The sequence below is a fragment of the Thermodesulfobacterium thermophilum DSM 1276 genome (genome assembly GCF_000421605.1).
GTDB lineage: Bacteria > Desulfobacterota > Thermodesulfobacteria > Thermodesulfobacteriales > Thermodesulfobacteriaceae > Thermodesulfobacterium > Thermodesulfobacterium thermophilum.
Genome location: NZ_ATXI01000004.1, coordinates 81,245 through 103,015, shown reverse-complemented (window position 1 = coordinate 103,015; position 21,771 = coordinate 81,245). Strand labels below are relative to the sequence as shown.

Sequence of the window (21,771 nt, the reverse complement as noted above, 5' to 3'; positions counted from 1 at the left end):
TTTAAAACAAGGATTGACTTTTCTTAAGATAAAGGTATAAATTTAGTTTAAAATTCCTTTTAGAGGGCCTTAGATTGTCTGAAGAGCTAACGAGGTTTTTAGAAGATAACCAGGAGAAGGTTTTTAAAAAGTGGAAATCTGTTTTTTTGAGTTCTTTAGGAGAGGAGGCTCAGAAGTTTTTTAACAGAGAGGTTGATCCTTTTCAAAATCCTTTTGGTCATAGGATAGAAGAAACCTTTCAAGGCTTGGTAAGGCTTGTGTTGGGTGAGTTTAACTGGGAAGAAGCTAATTATTATTTAAAAAGGCTCGTTCAATTGCTGGCTGTCCAAGAACAAGTTCCTTCAAAAGCTTTAAATTTATTTATTCAGCTCAAGGGGATTATAAGAGAAGAAATTGGAGAAGAATTTTTAAAAAGGTTTGGTATAGAAGAATTTTTAAGGTTAGAAGATAAGATAAATGCTCTTCTTATTAAAGGATTTGACTATTTTTATGAATATAGAGAAAGGTTAAATCAGATCAGATATGATGAATGGAAAAGGAATCATTTTTTATTGTTAAAGAGGGCAGGGCTAGTTTACGACCCTATGGAAGGAATGCCTCAAGTTGAGGCAGAAGACAAAATAAACCAATAAGAGAGGGAGAGAGGTATGAACGTAGGCTGGAGTTTTTTGATTTTTTTAGTCTTGCTTCTTATCCCCTGGGTTGGAGTAGGGGTTTTAGGTTTGCAAGGATTGTTTGTTACAGTAATCCCTTATGTATGTTTTTTGATTTTCATCGTAGGACTCGTTTACAGGATATTAAACTGGGCCAAGTCTCCTCAGCCATTTAAAATTCCTACTACTTGTGGTCAACAAAAGAGTTTACCCTGGATAAAGCATAGCCGCTTAGAATCTCCTTTTAACACCTTTGAGGTAGTTTTAAGAATGGTTTTAGAGGTATTGTTCTTTAGAAGTTTGTTTAGAAATCTTAGGGCTGACCTACAGGGAAAAAAGCTTATTTATGGTTCTGCTAAGTGGTTGTGGTTAGGGGCTATTCTTTTCCATTGGTCTTTTTTGATCATTCTTATAAGACATCTCAGATTGTTTACAAACCCTGTTCCTTCGGTAATTCAATTTTTGGATTATATGGATAGCTTTATCCATAGTTTTGGTGTTCCTCCAGTTTATATTACCGATATTTTAATTATCGCAGGTCTTTCTTTTTTGCTTCTTAGAAGATTGGTAGATGCGAAGGTTTCTTATATTTCTCATGGCTCAGATTATTTTCCTTTATTTCTTATTTTAGGTATAGTAATAACCGGTGTTTTGATGAGATATAACTTAAAGGTTGATGTATATGCCATCAAACAGTTAACCTTAGGGTTGGCTACTTTTAAACCAGTTGTGCCTGAGGCAAAGATAGGAACGATCTTTTATGTGCATCTTTTCTTGGTGTCAGTTTTAGCTGCGTACTTCCCATTTAGTAAGCTTGCCCATATGGTAGGGGTGTTCTTTAGCCCCACACGTAATATGCCCAATAACAACCGTGCTGATATGCATGTTAATCCTTGGAATTATCCTGTTAAACATTTAACCTATGCAGAATGGCAGGAAAGGTTTAGAGAAGCTATGGAAAACGCCGGAATTCCTATAGATGAAGAAGCAGAAAAAGAAGAACATGAATGGTATACCATTTACGGTCCTAATAAAAATTTAAACTTATAAATTAAAGGAGGTAAGAATGAGCCTTCCCAAGCCTGACGAATTGATATCTGATGTAAAATTGCACAGTACTCCAGCTAAAGATTGGATGGAGATAAAACCTGAATTAAAGAAGGGTTATTATCTAAGTATTGTAGAGCCTAAATATTTAGAGGAATTAGACCTTCCCCACATGGGGAAATGGCAACCTTATGATGAGAAATGGCCTCTTCCTGATGATTGGCGAGAAAAGGTTAAAGAGGAACTTCAAAGGAGGCTTAGAATAAACAGAGGTTTTAAGTTGTTTATGGATATATGCGTAAGATGTGGAGCTTGTGCCGATAAATGTCACTTTTTCCTTGGTACAGGTGACCCTAAGAACATGCCGGTTTTAAGGGCTGAGCTGGTAAGGTCTGTTATAAAAGGTGAGTTTAGTACTTTTGGAAAGTTATTTGGAAGGTTAGCTGGAGCTAGAAAATTAGATGAAGATATAATAAAAGAATGGTTTTATTATTTTTATCAGTGTACAGAATGTAGAAGATGTTCGGTTTTCTGCCCTTATGGGATTGATACCGCAGAGATAACCATGATGATGAGAGAGATTTTGCTTGAGCTTGGAATTGGCACAGACTGGGGAATTAAGCCTGTTCATAACAGTTATTATATAGGTAACCATGTAGGTGTACCTCCTCAATCTTTTAAAGAAAACTTGGAGTTTTTAGTTTGGGAGTTTGAAGAGATTACAGGAATTAAGATCGATTTAGATAAGTATATAAACAGAAAAGGCGCTGAAATTATGTTTGTTCCCCTATCAGGGGACTATTTTGCTGAGCCAGGTATCTATACTATGTTAGGTTATCTTGTTCTTTTCCATTATTTAGACTTAGACGTTACGATGAGTCCTTTTGCTACCGAAGGTGGAAACTTCGGCTTTTTCAATTCTTTAGAAATGGCCAAAAGACTTCATTCAAAAATATATGATGAAGCAAAAAGACTTAAAGTTAAGTGGATAATGGGTGGAGAATGTGGACACATGTGGAGGGTCTGGCATCAATACCATAATACTTTCTTCGGTCCGATCGACTTCTTAGAAGTTCCTAAATCACCTATTACTGGCACAGTTTTTGAGCATGCTAAATCTAACAAAATCATTCACATAGTTGAGTTTACCGCTGACTTGATTGCTCACGGAAAATTAAAATTAGATCCATCAAGAAACGACCACTTAGTAGTTACTTTCCACGACTCTTGTAACACTTCAAGAGGAATGGGAATTTTTGAGGAACCTAGATTTATTCTGAAACATGTATGTAATAATTTTGTAGAAATGCCAGAAAATACCATCCGTGAAAAGACCTTCTGTTGTGGAAGTGGATCCGGACTTAATGCCGGAGAAAACATGGAAATCAGGATGAGAGGGGGCTTCCCAAGAGCTAATGCGGTAGAATATGTCCATAAAGAATATGGGGTCAATCATCTTGCTTGTATCTGTGCTATAGATAGAGCTGCTTTACCCACCCTTTTCCAGTACTGGGTTCCTGGTGTTGAGGTAGGAGGCCTTCATGAGTTGGTTGCCAATGCTTTAGTGTTTGAAGGAGAGAGGTCAAGGGATGTAGATTTGAGAAGAAGACCTTTAAAAACTCCTGTAAAAGGTGTAGATTAAATCTTCCTAAGGAGGCCATGGTATGTATAATGCTGGAAAGGTGATAATTTTTATAGTGGTTCTTATCTTATTTTTTACGATACCTATGTGGTTAAATTTGGGGAGGGTAGAGGCTATTCCTAAACCAGAGCTACCTAAAGACAAGGCTAAATGTATTGAATCTAAGGAATACATGAGAGCTTATCATATGAAACTTTTAGATGATTGGAGGAAACAGGCCATTCGTGAAAATAAACATGTATACGTGGCTAAGGATGGAGAAAAATATTTTATTAGTTTACAAAAAACTTGTATGAAATGCCATAATAACAAAGAAAAGTTTTGCGATAGTTGTCATAATTTTGTAGTAACACACCAAGATTGTTGGAGTTGTCACATTGCACCGGAGGTGGCAGAAAAATGGCAATAAAAAGAAGAGACCTTTTAAAATTAGGTGGTTTAACTTTAATAGGTACAGCAGCTTCAGCTGCTGTCGGAGGTGTTTATACAAAGCCTCAAGAGGCTTTGAAAGGTAGTAGATGGGCTTTAGCTATTGATGTGGTTAAATGTAAGGAAAACCGAGCTACCTGTGGTTTGAAATGTGTAGAGGTATGTCATTCTTTACATAATGTTCCCAGCATCCCTGATAAGAAAAAAGAAATTAAGTGGATCTGGGAAGAGAAGTTTGAACATGCTTTTCCTGAGCATGAAGCTAATCATTATTTAAACGAAAAACTGCACGATACACCTTTCTTACTTTTATGTAACCATTGTGATAATCCACCATGTGTTAGGGTTTGTCCTACCAAGGCAACTTTTAAGAGAGAAGACGGTATTGTAATGATGGACTATCACAGATGTATAGGTTGTCGTTTTTGTATGGCAGCATGTCCTTATGGGGCAAGGTCGTTTAACTGGATAGACCCAAGACCTTTTATTGCTAAGGTAAATCCTGAATATCCTAGTCGTATGAAAGGTGTAGTAGAAAAATGTACTCTTTGTTATGAAAGAATAGCTGAAGGTAAAATACCTGCTTGCGTAGAAGCCTGTCCTGCCAAGGCAATCGTTTTTGGAGACCTTAGAAATCCAAACGACGAGATTAACAAGATATTAAAAGAACGTTTAGCTGTTAGAAGAAAGGAAGAATTGACTACCTATCCTTCGGTTTTTTATTTGATCGGATAGAAAATTTTAAACAGAGAGGGGTAGAAATATGATAGAAAAGGCATTAACAGGAAGTAAAAAGTATTGGTTATGGCTTGCCTTTTTAGGCACCCTTATTTTTATAGGGTTTTTATGCTATCTACTCCAGTGGAAGATCGGTTTAGGTATCACTGGTATGAGCAGAGATGTTTCCTGGGGATTTTATATTGCCAACTTTACTTTTTTAGTTGGTGTAGCTGCTTCAGCTGTTATGGTAGTTCTTCCCTACTATTGGCATAACTATAAAGATTTTGGGAAGATTACAGTTTTAGGAGAGTTTTTGGCTATTTCAGCGGTTTTGATGTGTATGCTTTTTATTTTTGTAGACCTTGGTCAACCAAATAGAGTTTTAAATGTTTTAAGATATCCTACTCCTAACTCGGTATTCTTCTTTGACGCTTGTGTTCTCTCTGGATATCTTCTTTTAAACCTTCTCTGTGGATGGACGGTTTTGCATGCTGAATATAAAGGAACAAAATATCCTTCCTGGTTAAAGCCTTTTATTTACTTAGCTATTCTTTGGGCTCCAAGTATCCATATCGTAACGGCTTTTATATACCAGGGTATACCTGGAAGACACTTTTGGTTAACAGCTATCATGGCTCCAAGATTTTTAGCTTCTGCGTTTTCTGCCGGTCCAGCGTTAATTATTATCTTAGCTTTGTTGCTAAAAAGAGTTGCTAATTTTGACGCAGGGCAGAAGGCAATACAGACTTTGGCTAAGATAGTAACCTATGCTTTTGTTTTAAACTTACTCTTCTTCTTCTTTGAAGTCTTTACAGCTTTTTACAGTGGTATCCAGTCTCATCAAGCTCCTATTAAATACTTATTTGCCGGATTACATGGACATGCCGAATGGGTACCTTTTATGTGGGCCTCTTATATTCTTGCCTTTATAGCATTAATCCTTTTAGTGATTCCAGCTACAAGAAAGAATGAAACTACATTAGCTGTTGCTTGTTTAAGTGTGTTTATAGCAGCTTGGATAGACAAAGGTATTGGTCTGATTACCGGAGGATATACTCCTACTCCATTTGAAACCATAACTCCTTATCGTCCTACATTACCTGAAATAGGTATTGCTATCGGTATTTGGGCCTTAGGGTTTTTTGTTTTAACCATTCTTTATAAAATAGCCTTAGGAGTCAAAGAATCTAAGGAGTTAAGGGTTAAATATCAAGGGGTATTAATTAAAAAGTAGAAAGAAATGAGATTTAAAATTTATAAAAGGGAAGAAGTTTAGTAAGACTTCTTCCCTTTTATTTTTTTTAATTCATGATATATTCCCTGTATGAATAAAGAGTTTAATGTCCCTAGGTTTTTAGTTTCTTCTCATAAAGGTGGTTCTGGTAAAACGTTGTTAACCATTGGTCTTATCTATGTTTTCCGAGATTTAGGATTAAAGGTAGTAGGGTTTAAAAAAGGTCCTGACTACATCGATGCAGGTTGGTTGTCTAAAGTCTCTGGAGTGGTCTGTAGAAATTTAGACCCTTTTTTGTTTAAAGAAGAAGATGTTTTAAAGTCTTTTTATCAGGGAGCTAAACAAAGTGACCTTGTGATAATAGAGGGGAATAGAGGGCTTTTTGACGGATTAGACGTTTATGGAAGTTATAGTACTGCTAAGTTAGCTCAAGTTTTAAAAACTCCTGTAGTTTTAGTGCTTGATTGTACCAAGGTTACCAGAAGTTTAGCCCCGTTGGTTAAGGGATTTTTAAACTTTGAACAAGGTGTGGAAATTAAGGGGGTTGTTTTAAACAAGATAGCCAGACCCAGGCACGAAGATATCATAAGAAAATCTATAGAGTATTATACAGGAGTAAAAGTTTTAGGAGCTTTACCTAAGCTTAAAAATTTACCTCCTGAAAGACATTTAGGGTTGGTTACCTCTTTTGAATATCAACAGGAACTGTTTTTGAATGAACTTTCTCAAGCGATTAAGCAGAATTTTGATTTAGAAGGCTTTTTGACCATAGCTAAGGATGTTCCTTCTCTTGATTTATTCCTTTCATCTCAAGATTCAACAGAAAATAAAGATAAATTAAATGGAATTAAAATCGGTGTTTTTTGGGATAAGGCTTTTCAATTTTATTACCCAGAAAATTTAGAAAGTTTCCAACACTTTGGTGCTGAAATTAAGTTGATAAACGCTTTTGAAGATAAAACCCTTGAAGATATAGACGGGCTTTATTTAGGAGGAGGGTTCCCTGAGGTTCAGGCAGAAGCTCTTTCGGAGAATAAAGCCTTGATGAAGGAGGTGAAAGAGGCAGTTTTAGAAGGGATGCCGGTTTATGCTGAGTGTGGTGGCTTGATGTATTTAGGAAAAAAGATAATTTGGAAAAATAAAGAATATCCAATGTCTGAGATATTACCTATTATTTTTAAGGTAGAACCGACCCCTCAAGGACATGGATATGTAGTTGCCAAGGTAAAAGAGAAAAATCCTTATTTTGACGTAGGACTTTCTATAAAGGGTCATGAATTTCATTATTCAAAACCTGTAGATTTTGAACTTAACCAAGACATTAAGTTAGTCTTTGAGCTTGAAAAAGGAGTAGGATTTAAAGAAAAAAAAGATGGTATTTTATTTAAAAATTTACTGGCAGCCTATACACATATTCATGTTTTTAGTGTAAAATGTTGGACAGAGAAGTTTTTAAAAAAAGCCAAAGAGTTTAACCTACAAAAATCATCATAAAAGGAGGTGCAACATGTTTGAAATTACCGTGAATTATGACACCTGTGATGCTTGTGGGACCTGCATTGAATCTTGTCCTGCTCAGGTTTACGACAAAGGGGATGATGAAAAACCTGTCATTTCAAGAGCAGAAGATTGTCTTGGTTGCATGACCTGTGTGGAGGTATGCCCAACAGGTTCTATCACTGTTAAAGAAATTTAGTTGTTTTAGATGTTACCCTCTGAGGGCTTTAAAGCCCCAGAGGGAACTTTTCTTTTAACTTTTCAAAAACTATCTTAGGAACTAAATCTTCTACTTTTCCACCTAATCTTGCAGCCTCCTTTACTATAGAAGAGCTTAAAAAGATCCATTTAAGGCTTGGTAAAAGGAAAATGGTGTCAATGCTGTTAGAAAGTTTCCTGTTCATTAAGGCTAATTGCATTTCATATTCAAAATCAGAAACTGCCCTTAGACCTCTGATAATGGCACATGCATTTTTAGCTTTAGCAAACTCTACCAACAATCCAGAAAAGGTTTCCACCTCTACTCGATGTCCTTCTGGAAGTTCTTTGACTGCTTCCTCTACCATCATTAACCTTTCTTCTATAGAAAATAGTGGTTTTTTGGCTGGATTTTCACCTATAGCCACAATTACCTTGTCAAAAAGTTTTAAAGCCCTGTTTATTATGTCTAAGTGTCCATTGGTGATAGGATCAAAAGTTCCAGGATAAATAACTACCTTAGGACAACTCATCAATGCCTCCTTTTTTTGACTTTCAGATGTTTGGTGGTTATTCTTTAATTGGAATATAAAATATTTTGAGAACAGCTGAACCGTCTTTTTGACCTATTCCAAAAAGTCCTTCTAAAATTTCTACATAACCTGTCTTCTCACCATCTACTATCCTTAAGATAGGGCCTATTTCCTGTACTTTTCTGGTTTTATATCTTTCATATCTATAAAGACCCCATAGTATCTTAAACATAACATATTCTTCTTTTTTGTAGTATTCCATCAGTTTTAAAAGTGGACCATAGTTTCTTTCTAACCCTTCGTCAAAAATAGGTAAAATTGCTGGAAAATACCAGATTTTGACCTCAGATGAACCTTGAGAAATAGTATGAAAAAGAGGCCAGAATTTAAACTCCCTGGCAACTGTTTGGTTACCTTCCCACGTTTTTTGAGCTTTAGAAAGAATTAAGAAACGATGTATTTCTTCCTGATAGTTTTTTCCTTTATAAGATATGTAAGTTTTTTGATAAAAATAGAGAGGCCATAAAACAAAAGAATCAAAGGTGTCTTCTTTTTTGACATAACCGTACAAAGGCCAAAAACGTTTACCCTCTATTTCTTTACCTTGAATTTTTCTGAAAAATGGCCATGGTGCATCTAACTGATAGTATGAGTTGTCTGGGGTGGTGATTTTTTGAAAAAATGGCCAAAGTATTATCTTTTTTTCAAAGTCCTCGTTTTTTTCACGAATATAGAAAGGAAAGATTATCAGTTTTTCTGAAGAATCTCCTTCTGAAGAATGAATAATTTCTTTTATGTAAAAAGGCCATAGGATAAATTTACGTTCCTGTTCCTCTTCTCTGAAGTTTCCATAAAAAGGCCAGATTTTAAATCCTTGGTAAAGAGATCGGTTTTTTTCTTGGTTAGCAGATATAGTTCTAATAAAAGGCCATAGGATGTTGTAGGCCGTATATTCTTCGTATTTAGTTTTACTGTAAAGAGGCCATAGAAAAAAGGTTATTTCTTCAGCACCAAACCGATTTTTGATCTTTCCATAAAAAGGAAAAAAACCTCCATAGGTTTCGTTTGAAGAGGTTTTACCTGTAAAAAAAGGGAAAAAAGTAAATTGTTTTTCTTCAGGCTCTTCAGGAGAGTGTTTATACCAAGTTTTGTTGATTATAGGAACTATTTTTAAGGTAGAACTTTGGGAATCAGACTGATAAATCCCTAAAGGAGATATAAAAAAGATTTTTTTTGCTTCAGGAGTGACAACTTTAGAAGTAATAGGCCTTATAGAAGTAGCATTTTCTTTAGAAAAAGATGTTTTTTGATATAAGGGACCTAAGGCTTCAACCCTGGTAGAATTAAGTTCATAATTTTGAGAAAAGAAGAAAATCGGCCAAAGATTAAACCGTTTTTCCTGTAAGTCTTCATAGGCATAAAGATGAGAATATATAGACAAAAAAATAAGTATTAAAAAATTTAATGTCTTTAACATTTTAAACATGATTTTAAAATTATAAAAAAATTTTTGAAAAATGTCAATAATTTTTAGATAAAGCTATTCAATTCTAGTAAAATGCAATTTTTTATTTTTTTTTTGTATTTGACAAAATTGTTAACATTAAGTATTAAAATAATCTTTAGATATTAATTGGAGGCAAAACTGTGCCGTTTTTAGAATGGAACGACAATTTTCTCACAGGTATTAAAGAGATTGATCAACAACATAAAAAGATGTTTAACATGGTTAATGCTTTATATGAGGCGGTAAGACTTAAGGTAGACAAAAAATTTCTGATAAACTCGATAAATACGCTTAAGAACTATTTTGAAACTCATTTTAAATTTGAGGAAGAACTTTTAGAAAGGTATGGTTATCCTGAAATAGAGAAGCATAAAGAGGAACACGAAGGTTTTAAAAGATCTTTTAAAGAGTTAATCGATCAGGAAGAAGTTAATTTTTCTGAGGTTTTAAAACATTTGAAAAATTGGTGGGTTAGCCATCTTTTGGTTCATGATAAAAAATATGGAATTTTTTTAGCTGGAAAGATAAATAGTCAATAAAGGGGGAGGTTTAACATGTCTTCTCAAGGTTGGTTCAGTAAATTAAATAAAAAATTAGAGTTACATCAAAAGATTATCCCTATTATTGTAGTTTGTTTTTCTGTGTTGATAGTTTTAACCATCATCGTTACTTCTTATGCTAACTATTTTTTTGGTTTAAAACACGCTAAACAATTTTTAAAAGAAAAATATGAAATAGTATCTAATGCAATCATTAAACATGGACCTCTTCTTGACAAAATGGTAGGGGATAAAAGGCAAAACTATAAAATTATTAGAGAAGAATTTTTAAGACAACAACCTAATGTTAGGATTATAAGAAACGAAAAAATAGACGAATTATATGGTAAAGAATCTCCTCAATACTATGCGAAAGATGAGTTAGAAAAAAAGGTCTTAAAAGAAGGAAATGAGGTAATAGTAAGGGAAGGTTTTGAGTTGAGAGGAGTTTTTCCTATTAAGCCTAACATAGAATGTTTAAGATGTCATTATAATGTAGGAGAGAAAGAGGTAATAGGAGCTATAAGTATCGTTGTTCCTGTAGAGTATATATTTTCTGAGACTAAACTGATAACATTGGTTTATATATTTTTAGGTTTAGGAGGTATTATAACTGCGGCATTAGCTGTATATTTTACCTATATAAAAATAGCCCATCAACCTTTGGAGTCTGTAGTAAAAGTTTTGGATAAAATAGCAGAGGGAGACCTTACGGTTGAAGTTCCAACAGGTTTCAAAGAAAGAGAAGATATGATAGGAAGATTGGCTAAAGCAGTAGAAAAAGTGTTAGAATATATGAAAAACTTTACTTCTAAAACCCTTGATTATTCAGTAAAATTGGTAGACCAGGTGGATAACGTTTTTAGATTGGTAGATAGTGTTAACGTGAAAATCAAGTTCCAGAATTTGCAGGTAGCACAGACCTCTATAATATCTGAGGATTTTGCTTTGACTGTGGGTTCTATTTCAAGGAACACCAGTGCTATAAATAACATTGCTAAAGAAATATTAACCCATATAGAAAAGTTAAAACAGGTAGAAAGTCAAGAACAATCAGAGATTTTGGTAAAGATATTAGGGTTGCTTGAAGGTTTAAATGCTAAAGTATTAGAAATAGCAGAAGATTTAGACAAAGGTCTTAAAACCTCTGAAAGTATTAACGAGGCTTTTGAAGAAATTACTCAAGTTTCAAATGAGATCAGTCAACTTATGGATAAGATGAGCGAGAATGCTTATGAAACCTTGCTTATTTCTTCTTATATGAAAACCATAGCTTCTACCGTAAAAACCAAGAAGATGGAAGAGATGTTGTTTGAACTTTTTGAAAAGGATATAGACCGTTATATGTTACGTTTGCAGGCTCATGTAAAAGGTATAGATAGACTTGACCCAGAAAGATGGGGAGATTATCAGGCCTTTCCTATCGGAAAGTGGTATTATTCTGAAGAAGGTCAAAGGTTAAGACAGATGGTGCAAGATTTTGACTTTGATGAGTTTGAAAGTCTTTTGAAAAACTTTCATAATGTAGGTAAAGACCTTATTGTTGCTCACAATCAGGAAGATTCTATAAAGGTAGAAAAATTGCAGGTTCAGCTTAGAGGTATAGCAAGAAGAATAAAGCTTCTTTTAGATGAGTTGAGAGAACATTACTCTAAAATAAAAACTTTATAGAATAAAGAGGTAATGAAAGATGTTTACTCGTTTAGGTTTTACAGATTATAAATTTTATAAACAACAGGTTATAGAAGCTTTTGAGATCTACAAGTCTTTAAGGGGAGAGGTTAACGATGGAGTAGATCTTGAAAGTCTTTCTAAAAAGGTGCAAAACTTAGAGAACAGTCAATTTTTGGTGGCGGTAGCCGGTGAGGTAAAGGCAGGAAAATCAAGTTTTATAAATAGTTTAATAAAAGAAGAGATACTTCCTACCGATGTTTTGCAGGCTACCAGTGCACTTATCGAAATTTTTTATGCTAAAAAACCTTTTTTAAGAGTTACTTACGCCTCAGGTAGGGTAGAACTTTTTGAAGAAGAATCAAAAGAAATTTTTAGAGAGAGACTTAAGTCAATTGCCTCTATTCCTGAAGAATACAGGGATATTCCGGTAACCTTGATAGATCTTTATATTTTAGAACATGATAAAGTCCCTCTGATAGACGATGACTTTATAAAGTACTTAGAAGAAAAGTCAGGAATGGAAAGACTTAAAGAGGTCAAGTATAAACTGGAACAATATGCTATGGATCGTAGTAAAGATAAAATTCCGATAAGAATAGAGCTTGGATATCCCTTTGATTGGGAGTTTGACGAGTTACGTTTTGTTGACATGCCAGGGGTTAACGCGGTAGGAGGGGTATACGATATTTCTTTTTCCTTTTTAGATAAAGCTAACGCTGTCCTTTTTATCCACCCTATTAAACCGGTGGAATCTGAATCTTTCAAAAGGTTTGTTTCTTCGGTTATTACTAAGAAAAGTAAAGATGTATTGTTTTTAGTTTTAACCCATGCGGCGGTTTTTTATGAAGAAAAAGAGAGATTGTTAGATGAGGCTAAGCGTATTTATGGTTCTATTATTTCGCCTGACAGGATTTTTGCGGTAGATAGTGTTCTGAAACTTATTTATGAAGAGCTAAATAAGGGGAAACCTTTAGCTGAAATAAAAAAAGATAAGAGTAAAAGAAAATGGGTAGTTTATTTTCAGGATTTGGCAGACGAAGAAGGATTAGATGAAAAAGAGGCTTTTTTAGAGTTTTCTGGTTTTAAACAACTCCTTCCTAACCTTGAAAGATTTTTGGTTGAAGCACCTTTTTCTATTTTAACTGAGGTTTTAGAGACTATTAAAGAGGGTTATAAAGAACAGATAAACCATTATCAAGAAACGATCGCTTTACTTCAGAGTCAGAAAAAGGATCGAGAAGAGTTTTTAAAAGAGATAGAAAGACGACAGGAGGGCTTGAAGAAGTTAGAATCTTACTGTTATTTAGTTTTGGAAGAAGCCATGACCATTTTTAGGGGAGTTCATTCTCCTGTAGAGACTACCTTAAATGAGTTTAAGTTTAATTATTATGAACTTTTTTTAAAAAGTTCCGATTTAGAAGAATTAAGGAAGTATTATCGAGATGCTGAAAACGATTTAGACCAGATAGTGAGAGAAAACCTGCAAAAAATTACTGAATTTTTTAAAGAAAAGCTAAAACAAATAGGAGAACAGTTTAAAGAGGAATATAACATAAATTTACCCAAAATAGATTTTAAGGCCATAGAAGAGAGCTGTAAAAAGAGGGTGGTAAAAAGGGAAGAAATCGTAGAGGAAAGGATAGAAGAACTGTTTGAGAATTGGAATTTTCTTAAGCCTTGGAAATGGTTTAAATCTGGGCGTACAAAAAAGACGGTTATCGGTACTAAAGAGGTGTTAGATGAAAATATGTTTTTTAAGACTTTAAAAAACAATCTGATAGAAAATTTTGTGGAAATCATCGAAAAATTGAGAGAAGAGTTTTACAGTGCTTTTGATTTTTACAAAAAAAGGATTACTTTAATTTTAGAAGAAAAAAGAAGGGGTTTGGAAAAATTAAGACAAGAGTTAAAATCAAACGAACTTATAGATTATGAAATTCTTATGTTAGAAAAGAACATTAACTTGATCGAAGGTGAGCTTAAAAAAATCGATAATTTACAGAGTGCGTTTATATGTTAAAGAAAGAGACTTTAAAAAACATAGAAAGTCAGCTTAATAAAGACATAGATAAAGAAGTTGAGTTGATTAAAAATGAACTTTTTTATTTTTTAGATAAAGATTTAGACATGTTTTTTTTAAAAGAGTTTATCAAACACTATCCGAGAAAACTTCTGCGAGAAAGGTCTGAGGTTTTACTGGATACAGTACTTAATTATCTTATGAAAGAGGTGTTAGAACAAATTAGAACAAAAGGCTCAGACGTTCAGTATGCCTTTTCTAAAGAAAACCTAAGAGAAAAAATAAAGGATTGGGCTTTAGCTAAAGAAAACAGGTATAATCCTTCTCTACTTAAATTGAAAGAGGAGGAGACCATAGTAGAAAAAACTATTACTGTAGCCCCAGGTGTAGTTGTTAGTGCTGGAGGGATAATTGCCATAGCCTCAGTCCCTGAAACTTTAGTTTTAAAAGCTATTCCTGCGGTCTCTACTTTAGCAGGTCCGATTTATATCTTTAAAAAAATAAAAGAAAAAAACAAGAGATTAAAAAAAATATGGAAAAAAGAAATAAACAGTTATTTAGAAAAGGCTAAAAAAGAGTTGAAATTTTGGTTGATAAAAGTGATCGAAAAGTTTGAAAAAGAACTGAATGATTTTTGTAAAAAATTGGCATTATAACTTGACTTTATGTTTAAAAAAAATATTATAATAAGGATATGAATAAAATTTTTGACTTAAAAAACCTTAAAAGTTTGTTAACTTTTAAAAAACCTCAAAAAGATGCTTATATAGGTGTAGATATAGGGACATACTCTATCAAAATAGCAGAGGTGGTTTTAAATAAAAACGATATAATCCTTACTAATTTCATCCAGGGAAAAACCTATCCGAATGTTATCGTAAACGGAATAATCAACGATTTTCAATATCTAAGCACTAATTTAAAAAATATTTTTGAAGTTTTTCAACCAATTTCTAATCAAGTTAATCTTTCGCTTTCGTATGATGTACTTATATATGATTCTTTTCAATCTCAATATATACCTTCTGAAGAAGAAATAAGAAATAAACTTAATGAAGACGTTCCCTATAATTTAGATGATGTTTATTACAGTTATTTTATCTTCCCTATGCAAAATAGTTATAAAATTCTTTATTTGGTTATAAAGAAGGATATAGCTCAACAGTTTGAAAATCTTTTGAAAGGCCTTAATTTTAGCGTAAAAAACATGGATGCAGATTTTATAAATATTCACAACCTTGTAGAGTTTTTAGAAGGGGAAGAAAAGGCCAAGTTAATCGTCGATTGGGGAGAAAGTAAGGTTAGACTTCTTTTTTCTAACAAAGATATTCCTGTATACAATAGAGAACTTTTTAATCTTGGTTTGAAAAAACTTAAAAAAGAAATAAGAAAACTGGTTTCGGATAAGGATATGGTAGAGATGGTCATGGTTAATCCTTCTAATTTTGAGAAATTTCAAGAGGTAAAGGAAATTTACAAAAACTATATCAACGAAATCATAAAAGAAATTCAGTACACCATCGAGTTTGTACAAGGTAAGTTTAATTTAACCTTAGAAGCAGTATATCTGGTAGGAGGAGGAGCAAGAATTTTAGATATAGAAAAGATTTTTACTTCAAAACTTAAACTTGAAACCAAAAAAATCAACCTCCAAGATAGGATTGAGATAGACTCTAATGTTGACCCAACTTATCTTAAGATTATAAACACTCAAGGGGCGAATGCTGTAGCTGCAGCTTTGAGGGAATTTATATGATCATTAAGTTTAACCTTTTACCTAAACCTAAGGAAACGGTAAAGGAGGAAATTCATAAAGAACCTTTTAGGTTTTATAAACTTATCATAACCTTAGTTATTTTTGTATTATCTGTGATGTTAAGTGGTGTTATTTCTCTGGAAAAACAGAAGAAAGACCTGATTAAAGAAAAAACAACTAAAGAAACTAAGCTTAAGGAATATAAAATGGTAGCTCAAAAGGTGGAACAACTTGAAAAGGAAAACGAGGAGGTTAAAACAAGAATAGAAACTATTTTATCTCTTAAAAAGGATAGAGAAAAGGTTTTAAAAAGATTAGATGTTGTCCTTAGTAATCTTGGTAAAACTCAGGTTTATTTTAGTTTATTAAAGATAGGCTCTAAGCAAACCAAGATAGAAGGTATAAGTACTGATATGAAAGAAGTAGGTGAATATTTAAAAACTTTAGAGGAAAAAAAGGATATAGTAAGACAGGTAAACATTACCCAGGTTAAAAAACAAGATAAGCTGGTAGAATTCCAGGCTGAGGTTGTTTTTTGATGAAGGCTTTGATCGAAAGACTTAAAGCTTGGGATGAAGTTACCCCTAAAAGAACAAAAATACTTCTTTTGATTGTTTTAGTGATAGGTCCCCTTGCGTTATTTTATCAGTTTTATTATCAGCCCAGTAAAGAGACTATAAATGTTTTAAAAGAAGATGTTAAAAAGTTAGACTTGCAAATAGTTAAATACTCCCAGGTTGTTAACAAGCTTGAATTCCTTAATAAACAAATGGCAGCAAGAAAAGAATTTTTGGAAGTGGTAAAGACTATCTTTCCTGATGAAAAGGAGATACCTGTTATCCTGAAAAAGATAGCAGAGCTTGCTAAAAAGAACAACTTAGACTTAACCTTGTTTAAACCAGAGAAGGAAGAGCTAAAAGATTACTATAAGATCATTCCTATTACTGTTGAACTCGTAGGAGATTTTAGCAACATGATAAATTTTCTAAACGAGATTCAAAAGCTTCCTCGTTTAGTGGTAATAAACGAACTTGAATTTAAAGTTAAGGATAAGAGACTTACCCTTGGATTAAACTTAAGTACTTTTCAGTATACAGGTAAACCTTTAGAAACTAAAGAGAATAAGGAAAAGAAATGAAATCTAAGGTTTGGGTGATAAGTTTGGTGTTGATTGGTTTTTTAATAGGATGTAATAAAAAGAAAGAAGAACCTATTTCTCCCAAGATAGGGAAAAATGCGACCTTAATCGATAAGGAGCTCGAAACCTGGAAGGTTGAGCTTGCTAAAGAACCTTATATAATAAACTCTAAAGAAGTTAAAAATCCTTTTGTTGCCCCTGTAGTAGGTAAAACCATAAGTTATGAAAATGTCCTTTCTATACGTTTAGTAGGTATAGTTGATAAACAAGGAAAAAAGTGGGCTCTTATTCAGGACGAAAGCAAGATGGGTTATCTGGTTAAATCAGGAAGTAAGATAGGAAATTACAGGATCTTAAAGATAGAAAAGAACCAGGTTTTGGTAGAAGAAGAGATAACCGACCTTTATGGTAATCGTAAGAAGGTGCAAAGGGTTTTAAGTTTGATCAAGGAGTGAGGTATGAAGATAAAAATATTTATTTTTAACATGCTTATATTTATTTTAGCTTTTATGTTTATTCTAAGTTTTGGAAAGGGTGAGGCAAAGGCTAAGACCAATCTAAGAGAGGTGTTTTACCTGAAACAACCGGTTGATACTTTGATTTTTGAATTTGACGGAAAACCTCAATATACCTTAAATGTTGACGGGACTAAATTAATTCTATTTTTACAAAACGTGGTTCCTTTAAAATCAAACTGGGTAAAAACTTTACCCAAGGATTTGATTAAAGAAGTAGATGTTTCTTTAGAAAAGAATGGGATTAGATTAAATTTAATCTTGACCAAAAAGTTTAACGTTCAAGTAAGAGATTTAGAAAATAAGATTTTGGTTGAATTTTTATGGGAAAAACCTTTAAAACCGGTCAACGTGGTTATTAAAGATAAAAAAGTAGAAACCTTAGAGGAAAAAACTTTAAAGGAATTAAGAGATATTTTAGAAAATAAGATAAGTACCCAACCGTACGAGATTCTTTTAAATGAAAGAAGGGTGAGTCTTCCGCTTTCTGAGCTTAAATATAAAGGGATTCCTATAACGGTTGATTTTCAAGGGGCAGACCTACATGCCGTTTTAAGACTTCTTTCAGAGGTAGGGGGTATTAATATTTTAGTAAGTGATAAGGTCACTGGTACAGTTACCCTTAAATCCCAAAATGTTCCGTGGGATCTGTTATTAGATGCGATAATCTCTAACTTTGGTTTAGCGAAGTTGAAAACAGAAAATTTGATTGTGATTGCTACGTTAGATGAGGTCAAAAAATATGCAGAACAGTATAAAGATTACTTAAAGGCAGTAGCTCAGGGTAAAGAGGGTATTAAAGCAGAAATAGAAGCTCAGCGAGATATTTTTGATGCTTTGCAAAAGGTTCAAGAAGAAAAAAACCTGCTTATTACCAAAATTTTTACGCTTAAGTATTTAAGAGCAAGCAAGGTTATAGACCTTCTAAAGAGCCATCGTTTTCCGGATAAGCTTCAGGAGCTACTTAAGGATCCCAACAAAATAACCTTTGAACCTCTAACCAACACCATTATAGTTAAGGCAACTCCCAAAATTTTAGATGAGATTGAGGCGATCATTAAAGCTATAGATAAACCAAGGCCTCAGATAATGATAGAGGCAAGAATAGTCGAAATGAGAGATGAGTATGCCCATAAATTGGGTATTAAGTGGGGGGGAGCTGCTTGGAAAAGAACAGAACATAGTATTTGGAATATTGCTCCTGGTCATTCTATTACCACAAATGATACCATGACTACAAAAACACCTAGTATTAACATTCCTAACACAACCATCTTTGATTTAGGAGTGGCCAATAGCATAGCAAATTTAGGGGTTGCTTTAGGGTATTTTGGTGATACCACGGCTGTGCTAGATGTAACTCTTTCTGCTCTTGAAGAATCAGGGGTTGCAAGGGTTCTTTCAAAACCTCAAATTTTAACCCTTGACAAAGAACAAGCTATAATACAGCAGGGTTACAGAATTCCTTATTTGAGTTATGCAGCTAACATTAACCAAGCAACCGTAAATTTTATAGATGCTGGGTTAAAACTTTTGGTAACCCCTTCTGTTACCCCAGAGGGTAAAATTTTTGTAGATGTGGTTATGGAAAAGTCAGAACCTGATTGGGGGCGTACAGTTCAAGGTGAACCAACTATTAATACCAGTAACATTTCTACCTCGGCTTTACTTGATAACGGAGAAACTTTAGTAATAGGAGGTGTTAAAATAAATAACATTTCTGATAACATAGATAAGGTTCCTGGGCTTGGCAGCATTCCTGGAGCAGGAGAATTTTTTAAAAGAAAAGAAAAAATGTTGTCTACCAGCGAACTTATGATTTTTATAACTCCCAAAATAGCCTATATTCCTATAGAAGGGATAGACTATTAACCATTAAAAAATGTCTGAAGTTTGGGTAGTAGGGGGAGGGCTTGCTGGGTCTGAGGCTGCCTGGCAGCTTGCGGTTAGGGGGGTTAAGGTTGTCCTGTTTGAGATGCGCCCTACTAAACTTACCCCAGCCCATAAAACAGATTTATTAGCTGAACTTGTCTGTTCAAACTCCCTTCGTTCTAAAGAGCTTACCAAGGCTGTAGGACTTTTAAAGGAAGAATTAAGGCTTTTAAAATCTTTGATACTTGAGTCAGCTTTAATTTCTGAAGTTCCTTCAGGCAAAGCTTTAGCGGTAGATAGAAAGCTTTTTTCTGAATATATAACCCAAAAACTTTCGTCTCATCCTAACATAAAAATTATCAGAGAAGAGTTAACGGAGATTCCCAAGGATAGAATAGTTATTTTAGCTACAGGACCTCTTACCAGTGAAGCCATGGCTAAAGCTTTGGCAACCCTGATAGAGGTACCTTATTTACATTTTTATGATGCCATCTCTCCTGTGGTGTATGCAGAAACTATAGATTGGGATAAGGTGTTTGTGGCAGACCGTTATGGAAAAGAAGAAGGAGCTTATGTAAACTGTCCTCTTACCAAAGAGGAGTACGAAAGGTTTTGGGAGGCTTTGATAAAAGCAGAGAAGGTTCCTTTGCATTCTTTTGAAGACCCAAAGTATTTTGAAGGATGCCTTCCTATAGAGGTGATGGCTGAAAGAGGAAAAGAAACCCTGCTTTATGGTCCGATGAAACCTGTAGGATTGGTAGATCCAAAAACAGGTAAACAGCCTTATGCAGTAATACAACTAAGGCCTGAAAATCGGGAAAAGACCTTATACAACATGGTAGGGTTTCAAACCAAGCTTAAATATGAGGAACAAAAAAGGGTTTTTAGGCTTATTCCAGGGCTTGAGCATGCAGAGTTTGCAAGGTTAGGTTCTATCCATAGAAATACCTTCGTTAATGCCCCGTTGGTCTTAACTTCTACCCTCCAGCTTAAAAAGAGCCCTAATGTTTTTTTAGCAGGACAACTTACAGGTGTTGAAGGGTATGTAGAATCTACTGCCATGGGTTTTTTAGCAGGAATTAACGCAGAAAGGTTGATTAAGGGGAAGCCCTTATTAGTTCCTCCTAAGGAAACGGCTATCGGGGCTTTAGTACACTATTTGGTTGAAGCAAATCCAAAGTATTTTCAACCTATGAACATTAACTGGGGGCTTTTTCCTCAGTTGGATAAAAAGGTTCACAAAAATCAAAAATATCAGTTAATGGTAGAAAGGGCACTAAAGGCCCTTTCTGAATGGATTAGCAAAAATCAGGTATTATAAAGTTAAAAGTTGATAGGACCAGCGATATAGCCTTTTACTACAGGAATATTAGTATCTTTGTCCACCTCTAACCAGACGATATCTCCTTCAATCTTTACGATCTTTCCAACAATACCACCGGTGGTAAAAACTTTTTGTCCTGGTCTTAGTTCAGAAAGAAATTTTTGATGTTCTTTCATTCTTTTTTGTTGAGGTCTGATAAGAAGGAAATAGAAGATTACAAAGATGATGATAAGAGGTAGAAGGGAGATGATAAAACCTACCAACCCTCCTTGAGGGGGTTGGCCTTGAGGTGCACCCATAGCCCAAAGATTAGAAACTAAGTTTAAGTCCATAAAACTGCCTCCTTCTGGGTATTTTTTAAATATAACTCTTTAAGTTCTTGAATTAGGTTCAGCAAGGTTTCTTGTTTGATACTTTGTTTTATTTTTTCTATAAGTTTAGCATAATAAAATAAATTGTGAAGAGTTAATAGTTGATAGACCAAAAGTTCTTTGGTATGAAAGAGATGTCTTAGATATCCCCTAGAAAAGTTCCGGCAGGTATAACAGGTGCAATTTGGGTCTATCGGTTCAGAGTCGGTTTTGAATCTGGAAGATTTTATCGATAAAGGTCCTTGAGAGGTAAAAAGACTTCCTCTTCTGGCATTACGGGTTGGAAGTACACAATCAAACATATCAACCCCTCTGGCTACTGCCTCAGCAATATCCACCGGAGTTCCTACCCCCATAAGATATCTTGGTTTATACTTAGGCATAAAACTGGTTGAAACTTCGATCATTTCGTTTCTTAGTTCTAAAGGTTCTCCTACTGAAAGGCCTCCTATCGCATAGCCATCAAACTCAAGAGAGGTAATAAAAGAGGCACTTTTTTGTCTAAGGTCTACAAACATACCTCCTTGAATGATACCAAAAACGGCTTGTTTGGTGTTTTTATGTCTTTGTCTATATTTAAAAGATTCTAAGGCCCATCGGTGGGTAAGTTCGGTAAGGGCTTTAGTTTCTTCATAAGATAGCGGATAAGGAATACATGTGTCAAGGACCATCGCTATATCAGAACCAAGCTTTGTTTGAATTTCCAAAGCCTCAACCGGGGTTATAAAATGCTCTGACCCATCGAGGTGAGACTTAAAAAGAATTCCCTCCTCCTTTATCGTTCTAAACTGCGATAGACTGTAGACCTGGAATCCTCCACTATCAGTGAGGATAAGTCTTGGCCAACTCATAAATCGATGAAGTCCGCCCAAATTTTTGATAACCTCAGCCCCAGGTCTTAGGTAAAGATGATAAGTATTGGCTAAAACTATTCTATAACCTAAGGAGGCTATTTTTTCAGGAGGAACAGCCTTGATGGTAGCCTGGGTACCTACCGGCATAAAGACTGGGGTTTCTACCACCCCTCGGTGGGTTATTAACATCCCAATTCTGGCTTGGGTGGTCTGGCTTTCGTATAAAACATGAAACTTAAACATAACCG

Annotated in this window: 22 protein-coding genes; 18 read left to right on the top strand and 4 right to left on the bottom strand. The window is 34.3% G+C overall.

The genetic code is table 11. From position 1 onward, the window contains the following. Positions 1 to 74: 74 nt before the first annotated feature. The 8 genes from H529_RS0102830 (at position 75) to H529_RS0102795 (ending at position 7,421) form a co-directional block, all read left to right on the top strand. Positions 75 to 632 carry an RsbRD N-terminal domain-containing protein gene (locus H529_RS0102830; RefSeq protein ID WP_022855054.1) on the top strand — a complete coding sequence of 186 codons (558 nt, stop codon included), beginning with the start codon at positions 75 to 77 and terminating at the stop codon, positions 630 to 632. Between the two features lie 15 nt (positions 633 to 647). After that, on the top strand, positions 648 to 1,703 hold the full coding sequence (gene dsrM / locus H529_RS0102825) for a sulfate reduction electron transfer complex DsrMKJOP subunit DsrM (RefSeq protein WP_022855053.1): 1,056 nt from the start codon (positions 648 to 650) through the stop codon (positions 1,701 to 1,703). Between the two features lie 16 nt (positions 1,704 to 1,719). Next, complete coding sequence (gene dsrK / locus H529_RS0102820; RefSeq protein ID WP_022855052.1) at positions 1,720 to 3,342, top strand: sulfate reduction electron transfer complex DsrMKJOP subunit DsrK; 1,623 nt, start codon at positions 1,720 to 1,722, stop codon at positions 3,340 to 3,342. Positions 3,343 to 3,364: 22 nt separating this feature from the next. Next, positions 3,365 to 3,751, top strand: a complete 387-nt coding sequence (dsrJ, locus tag H529_RS0102815) for a sulfate reduction electron transfer complex DsrMKJOP subunit DsrJ (RefSeq protein ID WP_022855051.1) — start codon at positions 3,365 to 3,367, stop codon at positions 3,749 to 3,751. Then, the gene (gene dsrO / locus H529_RS0102810; RefSeq protein WP_022855050.1) at positions 3,742 to 4,506 is read left to right on the top strand and encodes a sulfate reduction electron transfer complex DsrMKJOP subunit DsrO; all 765 of its coding nucleotides are present in this window, start codon (positions 3,742 to 3,744) and stop codon (positions 4,504 to 4,506) included. The genes dsrJ and dsrO overlap by 10 nt, the downstream gene beginning before the upstream one ends. 28 nt (positions 4,507 to 4,534) lie before the next feature. After that, positions 4,535 to 5,725, top strand: coding sequence for a sulfate reduction electron transfer complex DsrMKJOP subunit DsrP (gene dsrP / locus H529_RS0102805; protein ID WP_022855049.1), 1,191 nt, complete (start codon positions 4,535 to 4,537; stop codon positions 5,723 to 5,725). A gap of 90 nt (positions 5,726 to 5,815) precedes the next feature. Next, positions 5,816 to 7,219, top strand: coding sequence for a cobyrinic acid a,c-diamide synthase CobB (locus tag H529_RS0102800; RefSeq protein WP_022855048.1), 1,404 nt, complete (start codon positions 5,816 to 5,818; stop codon positions 7,217 to 7,219). Between the two features lie 13 nt (positions 7,220 to 7,232). Further along, a complete protein-coding gene (locus tag H529_RS0102795; protein WP_022855047.1) occupies positions 7,233 to 7,421 on the top strand; it encodes a 4Fe-4S dicluster domain-containing protein in 189 nt (62 codons plus the stop codon). A gap of 28 nt (positions 7,422 to 7,449) precedes the next feature. Here the strand turns inward: H529_RS0102795 and coaD are convergent, their stop codons facing one another. Continuing rightward, positions 7,450 to 7,953: a pantetheine-phosphate adenylyltransferase gene (gene coaD / locus H529_RS0102790; protein WP_022855046.1), complete on the bottom strand. Its 504-nt coding sequence runs from the start codon at positions 7,951 to 7,953 to the stop codon at positions 7,450 to 7,452. 37 nt (positions 7,954 to 7,990) lie between these two features. Next, entirely contained in the window at positions 7,991 to 9,430 is a 1,440-nt protein-coding gene (locus tag H529_RS0102785; protein WP_022855045.1) for a hypothetical protein, read from the bottom strand. Between the two features lie 170 nt (positions 9,431 to 9,600). Here H529_RS0102785 and H529_RS0102780 point away from each other — a divergent pair, with 170 nt between their 5' ends. Genes H529_RS0102780 through trmFO form a run of 10 tightly spaced genes read left to right on the top strand, consistent with a single transcriptional unit; the run spans position 9,601 to position 20,295 of the window. Next, positions 9,601 to 9,999, top strand: coding sequence for a bacteriohemerythrin (locus H529_RS0102780; protein ID WP_022855044.1), 399 nt, complete (start codon positions 9,601 to 9,603; stop codon positions 9,997 to 9,999). 15 nt (positions 10,000 to 10,014) lie between these two features. After that, the gene (locus H529_RS0102775; protein WP_022855043.1) at positions 10,015 to 11,670 is read left to right on the top strand and encodes a hypothetical protein; all 1,656 of its coding nucleotides are present in this window, start codon (positions 10,015 to 10,017) and stop codon (positions 11,668 to 11,670) included. A gap of 19 nt (positions 11,671 to 11,689) precedes the next feature. Beyond that, positions 11,690 to 13,693, top strand: a complete 2,004-nt coding sequence (locus H529_RS09915) for a dynamin family protein (RefSeq protein WP_022855042.1) — start codon at positions 11,690 to 11,692, stop codon at positions 13,691 to 13,693. Then, positions 13,687 to 14,349 carry a hypothetical protein gene (locus H529_RS0102765; protein WP_022855041.1) on the top strand — a complete coding sequence of 221 codons (663 nt, stop codon included), beginning with the start codon at positions 13,687 to 13,689 and terminating at the stop codon, positions 14,347 to 14,349. The genes H529_RS09915 and H529_RS0102765 overlap by 7 nt, the downstream gene beginning before the upstream one ends. A 38-nt stretch (positions 14,350 to 14,387) precedes the next feature. Further along, entirely contained in the window at positions 14,388 to 15,449 is a 1,062-nt protein-coding gene (pilM, locus tag H529_RS0102760) for a pilus assembly protein PilM (protein WP_022855040.1), read from the top strand. Further along, positions 15,446 to 15,988 carry a PilN domain-containing protein gene (locus tag H529_RS0102755; RefSeq protein WP_022855039.1) on the top strand — a complete coding sequence of 181 codons (543 nt, stop codon included), beginning with the start codon at positions 15,446 to 15,448 and terminating at the stop codon, positions 15,986 to 15,988. The genes pilM and H529_RS0102755 overlap by 4 nt, the downstream gene beginning before the upstream one ends. Continuing rightward, positions 15,988 to 16,587, top strand: a complete 600-nt coding sequence (locus tag H529_RS0102750; protein ID WP_022855038.1) for a type IV pilus inner membrane component PilO — start codon at positions 15,988 to 15,990, stop codon at positions 16,585 to 16,587. Before H529_RS0102755 ends, H529_RS0102750 begins: the two co-directional genes overlap by 1 nt. After that, positions 16,584 to 17,042: a pilus assembly protein PilP gene (locus H529_RS0102745; protein ID WP_022855037.1), complete on the top strand. Its 459-nt coding sequence runs from the start codon at positions 16,584 to 16,586 to the stop codon at positions 17,040 to 17,042. Before H529_RS0102750 ends, H529_RS0102745 begins: the two co-directional genes overlap by 4 nt. 3 nt (positions 17,043 to 17,045) lie before the next feature. Continuing rightward, positions 17,046 to 18,974, top strand: coding sequence for a secretin N-terminal domain-containing protein (locus H529_RS0102740; RefSeq protein WP_022855036.1), 1,929 nt, complete (start codon positions 17,046 to 17,048; stop codon positions 18,972 to 18,974). Between the two features lie 10 nt (positions 18,975 to 18,984). Continuing rightward, on the top strand, positions 18,985 to 20,295 hold the full coding sequence (gene trmFO / locus H529_RS0102735; RefSeq protein ID WP_022855035.1) for a methylenetetrahydrofolate--tRNA-(uracil(54)-C(5))-methyltransferase (FADH(2)-oxidizing) TrmFO: 1,311 nt from the start codon (positions 18,985 to 18,987) through the stop codon (positions 20,293 to 20,295). A gap of 2 nt (positions 20,296 to 20,297) precedes the next feature. Here the strand turns inward: trmFO and yajC are convergent, their stop codons facing one another. Further along, positions 20,298 to 20,630, bottom strand: a complete 333-nt coding sequence (yajC, locus tag H529_RS0102730) for a preprotein translocase subunit YajC (RefSeq protein ID WP_022855034.1) — start codon at positions 20,628 to 20,630, stop codon at positions 20,298 to 20,300. After that, positions 20,621 to 21,766: a tRNA guanosine(34) transglycosylase Tgt gene (gene tgt, locus H529_RS0102725; protein WP_022855033.1), complete on the bottom strand. Its 1,146-nt coding sequence runs from the start codon at positions 21,764 to 21,766 to the stop codon at positions 20,621 to 20,623. Before tgt ends, yajC begins: the two co-directional genes overlap by 10 nt. Between the last annotated feature and the right edge of the window lie 5 nt (positions 21,767 to 21,771).